Raw genomic sequence first — 12,055 nt, forward strand, 5'->3', positions numbered from 1 at the left:
AATTATACCAATATCAGAAAAAAGTTTTAAATTTTATACACCAGATCAACTTGGAGGTTGCAACCGGTAGATGAAATTTTTTTGTTATATTTTTACAGCGGGTGAAGTTGAGCTATTTTGCTAATTCAGGTTTTCTTGAAACAAGCACTAACAAAGAAATTGCCGCGGGTGTAATTCCTGGAATTAACATCGCATCAGCAACAGTTGCCGGTTTATAGCGGGCTATTTTTTGTTTAATCTCAGTTGATAATCCTGAAATGTTTAAAATAGCATCCATGTCTGGCAGCTTAATTTGGCGATGTTGTTGTACTTTTTCAACTTCGCGATTTTCTCTTTTTATGTACTCACGATATTTAATATGTGCAAATAATGATAATGCATTACGAGCAGAAACAGTGTATCCAAGAAGATTTTCAATAATCTCTTGCATAGGAATTTCTTGCTCTGCAGCTTTCACTAATTCAGCATTGTTATATCGTTTGTCAAGATCGATGATAGCAACCTCTAAATCATGTTTTTCTTGCAAGAATTTATCATATAATTCTTGTGTTACCGTACCAAGCTGGTAGCCTTTTTCCGTTAAACGTAAAAAAGCGTTATCTTGTCGCAAAACAAGACGTCGTTCAGCGCGAGAGGTAAACATGCGATATGGTTCATCAACGCCCATCGTTACCAAATCATCGATCATAACGCCGATGTAACTTTCGTTACGGTCAAGAATAAATGGATCTTTTCCGGTAGCTTTTTGGTGAGCATTAATACCAGCAATAACGCCTTGGCCTGCAGCTTCTTCGTAACCTGTTGTTCCATTGATCTGACCTGCTAGAAAGAGGCCTTGTATGGATTTAACTTCAAGAGAATGATGAAGTTGATCAGGATGCACGAAATCGTATTCTACAGCATAACCAGGTTTTGTTATAACCGCGTTTTCAAATCCTACAATCGATTGAATAAAATCTTTTTGTACAGATTCTGGCAATGATGTCGAGATTCCACTTGGATATACTTCAACGTATGCAGCAGTTTCTGGCTCTACAAAAATATGATGCGATTGTTTATCTGCAAATCGAGATATTTTATCTTCGATTGACGGACAGTAACGAGGTCCAACACCTTTAATATTACCGCTATACATTGCAGATTTATGTAAGTTATCAAAAATAATTTTATGTGTTTTTTCATTGGTGTGAGCAATAAAGCAGTCGTGACTGCTTGAAACATCCATTTGATCAAATTCAAAAAGATGTGTAAGAGGCTCTGTTTCTTGACGTTCTAGTTTGCTAAAATCAATAGTTGCAGGATCAAGTCGAGGAGGAGTTCCTGTTTTTAGGCGTCCCATACGTAAATTAAGCTTTGTCAGATAGTTAGAAAGTTTTATTGCAGCTTGTTCACCGCTACGACCTGCAGCAAAGTTAACATCACCAATATGAATCAGGCCATTCAGGAAAGTACCAGTTGTTAAAACGACTTGGTTTGCTGTGTAAATTGTGCCATCTGAGCTTTTAATACCACGAATTTGGTTATTTTCGACAATGATTTCATCAACCATTGCTTGAACGACGGTCAAATTTGGGGTGTTGTGCATAATTTTACTTGCAAGGTCAGCATAAGCTTCTTTGTCGATTTGTAGTCGCAAGCCTTGAACAGCAGGACCTTTTTTCGTATTAAGCATACGAGCTTGTAGATATGTTTTGCTACAAATTTTTGGCATTAAACCGCCAAGTGCACTGATTTCAAACACGATGTGACCTTTTCCAACGCCACCAACTGAAGGGTTACAAGGAGCAACACCAATTTTGTTTGCATCAAGTGTAATAAGTGCTGTTTTTGATCCCATGTTTGCAGCAGCGTATGCAGCTTCAATACCTGCATGGCCACCGCCAACAACGATAACATCAAAAGAATTTTGAATTTGATTCATAGACTCAATCATTAAGATATTTTAATTTCTTTTAGTATACAAAAAAAAAGACCGAACAACAATTATTCATCTTGTCTTAGAGCAAAAAAAGGGGAACCGGTAACAGTTCCCCTTTTAAAAAAAGGAGCTTTTTAATTATTTTGTAAGCGAGTTCTTAACGTTGCTAGTTTCTTAAACGGATTTTGTTTTAAGAAATCCTGCGTTCTTTGAGGTAATAAATGCAGTAAATCAGGATTCATAAGAATTGGCATCCAAATTTTTAGATCTGCTATATTCTTATTTTTTTCAAGCACGAGAATAAAATCATGACATTTTTTTGAGATACAGCATCTAAAGATTTTAATTTTAGTTCAAGTATTCCAATGAGTTGTGTAACTATATCAGAAAATCTTGCTTTATTATTGTCATTAAAAAAGTAATTTTCAAAGAAATCATGCAGTAAGTTATCGCATTCTTCTTGAGTCAAAACAGATTGGTGTTCATTATTTTGATTATCTGTTATTTCAGACATGTTATTATCTATGTTTTGTGTACATGCTATTGGTGCAGCGATTGAAAATAATAATCCAATAGAAAGATACAATTTATAAGTAATGTTCATAAAATTCCTTAGTATAACTTCTCATTTCAGTTTTTTAACTTTTCAACTTTAAAACTTAAAGCTTACTATGAAGTTACGTTGTTTCGTGCAAACCGTCAAAAGGGTAGGGGTGTTTTTTCGTTGCCTTCAGATCTGCAACATTGTAGGCTTATGAAAAGACCCTTGGTTACAGAGTTATCTTTATAAGGAATTTGTTTATGGTATTTATGCTTGCATCATATGTAGAAGGCTATATTCCGTGGTTTCATGTTGTACATTACATTTCCGTGCGAGTTGTTGCTGGAATGCTCACATCTCTTTTTTTATCGTTACTTTTTGGAGATGCATTTATAGCATACTCTAAAAAACTTTTTACAACAAAAGCTCGTCCATTTACTCCTGAGTCGCATAAAAAGAAAGATAATATCCCTTCAATGGGTGGAGTTTTTATTTTATCGGTTGTTCTTGCCACGATGCTTATTTGGTGCGATCTGTCTAAAGTTGATGTATTGTTATCAGTTATAACACTTATAGGGTTTGGTTTTATTGGTTTCCTTGACGATTTGTACAAGGCTATAGAGCAAAAGGGGTTACATTCTAAAACTAAATTCAGATTACAACTCTTGGTAGGTCTTGGTGTTGCGTGTGCTATTGTTTTTTTAAAGCATCCATCAACTGAAGTCTGTGTTCCATTTTTCAAAAATATCCATCCTCATCTTGGCTTATTTTACATTCCATGGGTGGTTTTTTTGCTTGTAGGCGTCAGCAATGCGGTTAATCTTACTGATGGACTAGATGGCCTTGCTATTGGCGGGCTTATCACAAATTTTTCTGTTTATTCAGTTATTGCTTATTTAGCAGGGCATTTTGCATTTGCTCATTATTTACATATTCCTTTTGCAGCTTCATCTGAAATGGCAGTTATTGGTGCTATTCTAGTAGGAGCATCGCTTGGGTTTTTATGGTTTAATGCCCATCCTGCGCAAATTTTTATGGGCGATGTTGGTTCGCTATCATTGGGTGCAATGCTTGCACTTATGGCAATTATAACTCAGCAAGAGCTTTTGTTAGTAGTCTCAGGTGGTTTATTTGTGCTCGAGACACTATCAGTCATTGCTCAGTTAACTTGCTGGCGATTGTATCGTAAGAAAATTTTTAGAATGGCGCCTATTCATCACCATTTTGAGTTGCAGGGGTGGTCAGAGTCAAAAATTACTATGCGGTTTAATATTATTTCTGTTGTGTTGTGTTTATTAGCATTAATTAGTTTGAAAATGAGATAAATAAAAAGAGCGGATATCAAAGGATATCCGCTCTTTTTTATAGTCTATAAATTTCTATTATTTTCTATTTCTTAAAAAAATATAGCTCGTTGCTAACGATGCTAAAGCTGTTGTTGCAATAACACCATTTTGAACGGTGAAATAGGCTGTTTTTTTCTCAGGTGTGTTTGTTAGATTGTCTTCTTCTACTTCATTAAGAGATATTTCTTCAATAGGAGCAATATCTTCCATAATGATTTGATCTTCATCGGCAAAAACTTCTTTTTGATTGTCTAAAGAATGCGCTTGACCTTTGATTAATGTCAGTAAATCTAAATTGATACGACCACGCAAAATAAACGGAGTATTATCTTTAAATCTACCTTTAAACTCAAGTAGAGAATCAAGTTCATTTTTTTCTAACGTTGCAATACTTTCGATATGAGCATCAAATTCTTCCGGGCTTTCATTGAAGTAGTTGCGAGGTGACAATAATCTACGATTGTTTTTTTGAAAAGAAAGTGTACTTGGTTCAAATTCTTCATCTTTAAATTCGTTTTTTCCTGTGGATAAATTTGCAAATAAGTCTTGAAATTTTCCTTCTTCTTTTTGATTTGGTGTCAAATCAGGTAGTTCAATACTCAATACAGGGTGAGAAAGAGTTTCTTTTCTTAAATTCTTTGGTGAGTTGTTTTTAGATTCTACATCATGAAAAGCTGACTCTGATAGATCTAAAGAAGATAATGGTTCTGACTGTTGTAATTTTTCTGAACAAAAAATCCCTTGAGAAAATGCTATGAACATCATATATGGAGCCATTTTTATCATATTTTTCATGATTCACCTTTTTATTGAACATATTGTTAGATTAATGAGTGAATTAAAGCAACTAAAAGAGTTGATGTCAATTGATTTTGTATTAGTTATATTGTGTCTCTTTTTAAGATTAGGTTCCGTTGAGTTTTTAAAATAAATAAAAAACAATAACAAAAACATCCTACGTTTTTTACAAAAACTCCGGAAAACGAGACCCCAGCGGGGGTTAATCGCTAAAATTTTATAAAAAAGTTGATAGTGGCCGCCGCCACCATGGTCGCAAAAGCGCAAGCGTAGGCTTATGGTAAGTAATTTAAAGGTTAACTACAAAACTCAACAGAACTTATTTTATTTTTTTATAAAACAAAACAAGGTAGCACTTACGAATCTGTAGATGCTACCTTGTTAGATACTATTTTTAGTTATGCAGCGTTAAGCATATCAGCTGTTGGTTTATATTTTTTTATAATATCAGCAAGATTCTCTTGCATGCTGTTTAATGTCATTCCTGAATAATATGCCCCTGCAGCAGCAGTCATAGCAACCAAAGAACTAATTCCAAGCGATAATTTAAGCCATGAATAAGGGTTGAGTTCTTGAATGCGGGTTTCGATTTGGTGTTGCATTTTGCGTAATCGTAGTTCAATATCGCTTGCAAATATATATTTTTTGTCATATTTAATATCGGCAAGAGCTCCATTAATAGCTCGTAATGTTGCTTGTAATCCATTGAGAATCACAGGTCTGTTTTCATTTTGAGGGTCAGTTCCGGTTGTTTTTTCAAGAATTTGAAAAATTGTAGGCAAATTTTCAATTGAAGCTGTTGCAACATTGACTTGCATAAATGGAGTTGTTTGATTTTGAATTTGATCTACAGAAGGAAGATCTATACTGTATTGTGAAATTGGTTTTTTTGCTTGTGTATTATCACTTTGCATGAGCAATAAAATATTATATTTCATACGATCAGTTTTGTAATTTTGTTTGATAAGTTCGTTTGCATGGTGTTCAATGTCATCATAATTTTTATTAGCTTGCTCTTCACGAGATTGCAAAGCAACCCTCATTTCTTCTTCTGAAACAATAATTTTTCTCATATTGTTGTGTTGAGCTGGTAGGTTAGGATAGAAGTTTACGGTTCGTCCAGGTAAATTTCTTTGATTTTGTGTTGATTGGCTTGTGTGCGCAGTTTGGTATCCAAGAAAAATAGATAGAATTAATAATATTTTTTTATTTGTATTCATTTTACAACTCCAACTATATTTTAAAATAAGTCTATACGTTGTATATAGTATCAAATTGAAATGATTTATTTCAATAGTTTTGATAAGCAATGAGATGTGCAATACAAAAAAAGGTGCGAATGAATCGCACCTTTATAACTATTTCTATGGAGTAAGAAAAATTTTAAGCTGTTGCAGCTTGGATAAGAGCATCTTGCATGCCAAAGACATAATCTTTGATCTCACCTTGCTTTAAAACTGCAGTTGTTATAAGTATAACAGTTGCATATTTTGCTGCTGTCCATCCCAATTGTTCCCATGTATTGTGATGTAATATAGCAAGTTGGTTACGCAGTTGTCGCTCTATCTGATTGATTTCTCGTATCACTCTATTATCTTGCGTGTCGACAAAATAAGATTTTAGGTAGCAACCCCAGCTCATATCGTAAGTTTTATCTGTTTTTGCCATATAGACAGATTTTAAAGCTTTATTCAACCTGTTATTTTGTTGCTCAATTAGATCACTATTGATCAAATCGTTGATTTCTGGATTTAATTTTTCATTATTGTACGCAACGTTTCTGTTATTTTCCATATATTTATTCATTAATTTATTTGCTTCAGTTGCATATAAACTAGGTAAAGAAAATAACATTAATGCTGATAAGAATAATTTTTTCATAATATTTCCTTTGCTTGTAATATAAACACCATAAATTATAAGGTTCATGGCGTTTTTCTTATAAACCAAGGATTACAAACATCTGTCTATTTGTAAAAAGCTTCCCCTTATTTTGTTAGTTGCTTATACATGAACATGCAGCTTCCTATTGCCAAAATACCGATGAATAAAAGCAATGGAGCAAGTCCTGTTTCACAAAAACTGACCATGCAGTTTGCAACAAATATGGTACAGGTAACAAAAGCTGCAGTTGAAATCATAAAATCTTTGTGACTCCCACCAACTTTTTTAAGGAGTAAAAAGTAAGAAAGTGCACTAATGGTGTAAGCAATAACAATACCAAGTGCTGCAGTGCGTTGTAATGGCAGTTGTGAACCTTGGTTAAACAATAAAAACATTGCGCAGATTATGGCTTCAGCTAAAACTGCAACATATGGCGTGTTGTGTTGATTGAGCTTGGTGATAACCGAAGAACCAATCAGATGATTGTTTTCTGCAAGGGTGTACAGGTTCCATGAGTTAGAAAATAAAATACCATAGGCTCCACCAAGAGCAGATGAACCAATTGCAAAGCTTAAAATAATAGAAAGTTTATTTGCAATAAATTCTGAGCTAAACAATGTATGAGCGATTGATGGAAATATCTCTTGGTACGATGTCAATGATGCTAATTGTTCATAGGTGCTCATGTAAATTAAACCTTGAAATAGTCCATACAGTGCCATAATGATACCAAATGAATAGTAAACAGCTTTTGGTCCGTTTATTGATGGATTTTCGATATTACGGCTTAATGAACAAGCTGTTTCAAAACCAGCAAGGCAGTATAAAACAAGAGGGATGTTAATAATCATACCGCTGAACACAAATGAACTTGTTGTGATACCTGAGGTGTCAAAAAGTAAAAACCCGGAGATAATTGCAAATATAATTGGAATTGATTTTGCAGTTAAGAAAAAGCTGTGAATAACCATTCCAAGCTTCATATTCAATAAGTTTAAAAAAGTGAAAAAACTTAAAAGTCCTAAACACATCATTAAAGGGTTGATCGCAGTTGCTCCAGGAATTAACTGTTGAAATAAGGTTGTTGCAACAAACAGCATAAGAGCGCATGATGCAAGTTTTGCAAAAAAATAACTCCAGCAGCTTAGAAATCCAAGGTAAGCAGAATGTTCTTTTGCAAAGGCATATAGACCACCAGTTGGATAATAGTTCAAAAGTCTTCCTGTAATTGCAATCAATGGAAGCATGCAAAGACCAACTAATGGGTATAAAAGAAAGCCTGCAGCACCAGCACGAGCTGATAATAGATAGGTATTAACAAAGATGCCGGTACCAATCATAACATTTAAGTTAATAAAAATTGCTGAAACAAGAGATAATTTTTTTGACGCAGATGCTGACATTATATTCCTTTAGGGTAATAAAATCGTAATTGATGGTAGTGTAGCAATAAAATTATAAAAAATGATATCAGTTTTGTTGTGACATCAAATATAAGCCGATAGAGCCGGCAACTCCAGCATTTAAACTTTCTGCTTGCCCCGGCATTGGAATTGTCATTTTTTCTTGGCATAGAGCAATTTGTTGAGCTGATAATCCATGAGCTTCGCTGCCTACAACTAAAAATTTATGGTGCAAGTTGAGTTGATCAGGTGTTTTTCCGCCTTGTACCACAAGAGCACATAGGTGCAAAGTATGTTGTGCTGCAAGTTTATCAAATGTTGTTTGGTAAAGTCTTACGGCGGCTAAACAGCCTGCAGTTGATTGAATAACTTTTGGGCTATAAGGATCAACGCCACCAATAATAATAACTTCTTTAATATTCATTGCAGCTGCTGTTCTGATGAGCGTTCCCATATTTCCTGGGTCATGAACATCCATAAGAATAATTCCTGGACCAGTTGTTGGTAAAGGTTGTTGAGCTGGTATGGCAAAAATAGCACAGATCCCGCTTGGTGTTGCTGCTGCACTCACTTTTTCCATGACATGAGGAGCTAGAATAGTTGTTATTTTTTCATAACAAGCAATATCTTGATGAGCATTTTGATAATCTTGCGTCATGAACAGTGCAAGAGGTTTGTATAATTGTACCAGCTCATGGTATGCACGAGTTCCTTCAATCAAGAATTCTTGATGTTGCATCCGGTATGATTTTTTTCCAAGATTAATCAGGTGTTTAATCTGATCATTATGGACTGATGTAATAATTTTCATTTAAATTTTCCCATCTAAAATATCTTGACGGTACTGTTTAAGCAGTTGTGACATGTGCCATACGTTATGAATTGTTGCAAGGGTTAAGGCAACTGGCTCATGTGCTTTAAATAAATGATGCAAGTATGAGGTTGTATAGTTTATGCAGGTGTAACATAAGCATGTTGCATCGACAGGTGCAAAGTTAAATTTATGCTTACCGTGCAGAATTTTTACTGGTCCTTGGGAAGTAAATAAAAGCCCATGGCGTGCACATTTTGTTGGGTGCGAACTGTCAAAGGTGTCGATTCCCAGTGGAATGATTTCTTTAATTGCAGGTAGATCACCAATACCAAGAAGGTGGTTTGGTTTATCTTCTGGAAGTTGTGGTAAGGTGTAGCCAAGCATTGCAATCATTTCTGTATGATTTTTACCAACGCTTCCACCAACAGCAAAACCGTCAAAAGGCATGGCTGTTAACGTTTTACAGCTTAATGATCGAAATTCTTTATTAATGCCACCATGAATAACAGCATACATTGCTTGTTGTGCAGGATTTTTAAGATGTTCATCAAGTGAACGTTTTTCCCAGCGATGTGTTCTATCTAATGACTTTTTGAGCTGTTTTTCATCGATGTGGTACGGTGGCAATTCATCAAATGGAATAATAATATCTGCACCAAGATCTTTTTGAACTTGTATTGATATTTCTGGTGTTAAAATAATCTTTGCACCATCACGATATGATCGAAATGTAACACCATCTTCAGTTATTTTTGCAACTGAATTTTGAATGCTTTTCTTGCCTTTACTTTTAATTTCATCTCGCACTGTCCCGTACGCAAGACTAAAAACTTGAAAACCGCCAGAATCAGTAATAATTGGTGAGGTGCGGTTAATAAATTTATGAATTCCACCAGCAGCTTTTACAACTTCTGGTCCAGGGTGTAATAATAAATGGTAGGTGTTGCAAAACATTAACTGCTGTTCTAGTTGTTCAAGTAAGACGTTATCTAATGCTTTTAAAGTTCCGTTAGTTCCTACAGCAACAAAATTTGGTGTATCAATAACTCCGTGAGGAGTGGTAATTTGTCCAACTCGAGCACGAGATTTTTTTGATTGATGAATAATTTTAAATGAAAAATAGCTCATAAAGATCGTTTGCAGTATTAAAAGTTAATAGGTATATAACAACAGTATACCTCTTTTTATATAAATGTTGAGCAGATGAAACTTGTTTCAATTTGAAATAAACATTAACTGCGTACTATTGATTTTAATTCTTTTAAAGAGATATGATAAAGATAGTAAAAAAATTGTATCTCTTGATAGGGCGTGTCTATGAAAAAAATAGTAATAATGTTAATAATGTTTATACAGTCTTTTCTGGTGCAAGCTATTTTTATAGGAATTAATGAAAGCACGTCACAAAATAGTTTTTTGGGGCAGACTGTTAATGCTTGTTCAAATAAAAATTATAACTGTTCAAATGAGACTATTTCTGGAATTTTAAACGTCGATTTTTTTTCTCCCCAAAACTACGGCAAACAGCTGTATATTTTTAATGATTTTATCTATTGGGTCGGGGCACAAAATAAAGCTGAAGAGTATGCACATACTGTACAAAGATTTTCAGGATCGGCTCTTGATAAAAAAATGGATGATGATTTTCCTGTACCAGGAACCTATATGATTGTGCTTGGGACTTCAGATTATTTAAAAAAAATTATAGCCCCGACAAAAACTTGTCCATCTGGCCAATGGCTTATGATGGCACAATTAAAATATAATAATGGCAAAATGATTTATGCATGGTCACAAGATTCGATTTGTTTAGCCCCAAAAGATTCATTTTCGTTGCAAATTAGTTCCGATGCCGACAATACCATTCCATTTTCTAGTAATGTAACGACACCTCCTGCAGCGCCTGATGCACAAGGAATTGACTGGATGAAAGATACTGGTCCAGATGCTGCGATGTATAATAAAGCAAGCAAGTCTGCACGAAAAATTAGGTTAGTTAAAAGCAGTTAAATGATACATTGATTATATTTGTGCTTATACGGTGAATTTATATATATTTACGCTAATTTTTTTATAAAAAAGGTATTTATTTTGAAGAATAATAAAATAATAGTATCGATCGTATTGTTTTTTATTGGAGCGCAATATTATGCTGCTCAGAAAGATTTATCAATAACAGATGATGTTTATGATAATTCATCATCTTTATTGCATGATTTGCTATTAAGTGATGGCGATTATCAAAAAAAATCATTTGAAACTGATCAGGATGCAGTTCAAATTTTTTTGCAAGATTGGGATGAATTTTCTGAAAATGAAAAGGCTATAGAATTAGTTAGCCAGCTTGGCCAACCAGATAATATATTAGAGCCTGATAAAAATTTAGAATTCTTAGTTAATTTAGTACCAGATAAACAACAGGAATTGGTAGGTCAAGTACAAAAAAATTTAGAAAAAAAAGAAGAGAAAAGTAGATCGTTAAAATTTAATGATCTGCATGTCAATGCAATTAAGAAAATTCTTGAATCTAATAATATGAGTATTGATGCATTTAATGAATTAAGTCGAGAAAGAAAAATTACATTATTACTACAATTAGCTTCTGAAGATAGAGCCCAATTACCTGAAGCAGAACAAGAAGCTTTGAGCAAGCTAGAAGAACATCGAAAAAAGAAGTTACGATTGGAGAGAGAAAGAAAATTAAAAAGAAAATTACATACATTATCTCAAAATGAAGAGACTATAGGATTAGTTGGTGAGTTTGCTCAAGGAGATAATGTATTAGAGTCTGATGATAAGTTGGAATTCGTGCTTAATTTGTCACCTGAAGAACTGGACCAATTACTTGGTCAAGCGCAACAAGATTTAGAAAATTCACAAAAAAGTATGGTTTAGAAAAAAAGAAGAAAAATGGAACAAATTAAAATTTAACAATGATTTGTATGCAAATGCGATTGAAAGAGTAGTTGAACAAAATAATATGAGTATTGAGAGATTTCTAGATACTGAGCGTAAAAAAAAATTTGGAGCAGAAGCTTAATAATGAACGAGAAGAATTTAATAAACAGTATTTACATGCCATAGAATTAATTATTGATGCTGGGAAAATAGATAGAGCATCTTTTCATGCATTAGAATCTGACAAAAAATTAGAGTTACTGCTTAATTTAACACCTGAACAGTTAGAAAAATTGCCTATTGATGAGCGGCAAAATTTGCAACTGCAAGAAAAAATTAATGGATTACGTAAACGCCACAAATCAAATTACATGCAATTAAGGCCAATAACGTAATGTTTTTCAAATTTATTTGAAAAATATTATAAAGAAGTTGAGTGATTATAGATTTAAT

At 33.8% G+C, this 12,055-nt stretch carries 12 protein-coding genes; 4 read left to right on the forward strand and 8 right to left on the reverse strand.

Features of this window, described 5'->3' with window-relative positions; all coding sequences use genetic code 11:
- Window positions 1-112 precede the first annotated feature (112 nt).
- Both mnmG and C0J27_RS03835 read right to left on the reverse strand, forming a co-directional pair.
- Window positions 113-1,921 carry a tRNA uridine-5-carboxymethylaminomethyl(34) synthesis enzyme MnmG gene (gene mnmG / locus C0J27_RS03830; RefSeq protein WP_115586216.1) on the reverse strand — a complete coding sequence of 603 codons (1,809 nt, stop codon included), beginning with the start codon at window positions 1,919-1,921 and terminating at the stop codon, window positions 113-115.
- 268 nt (window positions 1,922-2,189) lie between these two features.
- On the reverse strand, window positions 2,190-2,522 hold the full coding sequence (locus C0J27_RS03835; RefSeq protein WP_115585863.1) for a hypothetical protein: 333 nt from the start codon (window positions 2,520-2,522) through the stop codon (window positions 2,190-2,192).
- A 197-nt stretch (window positions 2,523-2,719) separates the two neighbouring features.
- Between C0J27_RS03835 and mraY the strand changes: the two genes are divergently transcribed.
- On the forward strand, window positions 2,720-3,784 hold the full coding sequence (gene mraY, locus C0J27_RS03840; protein ID WP_115585864.1) for a phospho-N-acetylmuramoyl-pentapeptide-transferase: 1,065 nt from the start codon (window positions 2,720-2,722) through the stop codon (window positions 3,782-3,784).
- A gap of 57 nt (window positions 3,785-3,841) precedes the next feature.
- Here mraY and C0J27_RS03845 read toward each other — a convergent pair whose 3' ends face one another.
- The 6 genes from C0J27_RS03845 to tgt all read right to left on the reverse strand — a co-directional run bounded on the left by C0J27_RS03845 (window position 3,842) and on the right by tgt (window position 9,832).
- Entirely contained in the window at window positions 3,842-4,600 is a 759-nt protein-coding gene (locus tag C0J27_RS03845; protein ID WP_115585865.1) for a hypothetical protein, read from the reverse strand.
- 401 nt (window positions 4,601-5,001) lie between these two features.
- Entirely contained in the window at window positions 5,002-5,823 is an 822-nt protein-coding gene (locus C0J27_RS03850; protein WP_115585866.1) for a hypothetical protein, read from the reverse strand.
- A 163-nt stretch (window positions 5,824-5,986) separates the two neighbouring features.
- A complete protein-coding gene (locus C0J27_RS03855) occupies window positions 5,987-6,484 on the reverse strand; it encodes a hypothetical protein (RefSeq protein WP_162801784.1) in 498 nt (165 codons plus the stop codon).
- Between the two features lie 107 nt (window positions 6,485-6,591).
- Window positions 6,592-7,890, reverse strand: a complete 1,299-nt coding sequence (locus C0J27_RS03860; RefSeq protein ID WP_115585868.1) for an APC family permease — start codon at window positions 7,888-7,890, stop codon at window positions 6,592-6,594.
- A gap of 67 nt (window positions 7,891-7,957) precedes the next feature.
- A complete protein-coding gene (locus C0J27_RS03865; protein WP_115585869.1) occupies window positions 7,958-8,701 on the reverse strand; it encodes a TrmH family RNA methyltransferase in 744 nt (247 codons plus the stop codon).
- Complete coding sequence (tgt, locus tag C0J27_RS03870; RefSeq protein WP_115585870.1) at window positions 8,702-9,832, reverse strand: tRNA guanosine(34) transglycosylase Tgt; 1,131 nt, start codon at window positions 9,830-9,832, stop codon at window positions 8,702-8,704. It lies immediately after the preceding gene.
- 189 nt (window positions 9,833-10,021) lie between these two features.
- Between tgt and C0J27_RS03875 the strand changes: the two genes are divergently transcribed.
- The 3 genes from C0J27_RS03875 (at window position 10,022) to C0J27_RS03885 (ending at window position 11,997) form a co-directional block, all read left to right on the forward strand.
- A complete protein-coding gene (locus C0J27_RS03875) occupies window positions 10,022-10,714 on the forward strand; it encodes a hypothetical protein (protein ID WP_162801785.1) in 693 nt (230 codons plus the stop codon).
- 81 nt (window positions 10,715-10,795) lie between these two features.
- Window positions 10,796-11,599, forward strand: coding sequence for a hypothetical protein (locus C0J27_RS03880; protein WP_115585872.1), 804 nt, complete (start codon window positions 10,796-10,798; stop codon window positions 11,597-11,599).
- Window positions 11,600-11,727: 128 nt separating this feature from the next.
- Entirely contained in the window at window positions 11,728-11,997 is a 270-nt protein-coding gene (locus C0J27_RS03885; RefSeq protein ID WP_115585873.1) for a hypothetical protein, read from the forward strand.
- Window positions 11,998-12,055: the final 58 nt, after the last annotated feature.

It is taken from the genome of Candidatus Chromulinivorax destructor, from assembly GCF_003366055.1.
Taxonomy (GTDB): Bacteria; Babelota; Babeliae; order Babelales; family Chromulinivoraceae; genus Chromulinivorax; species Chromulinivorax destructor.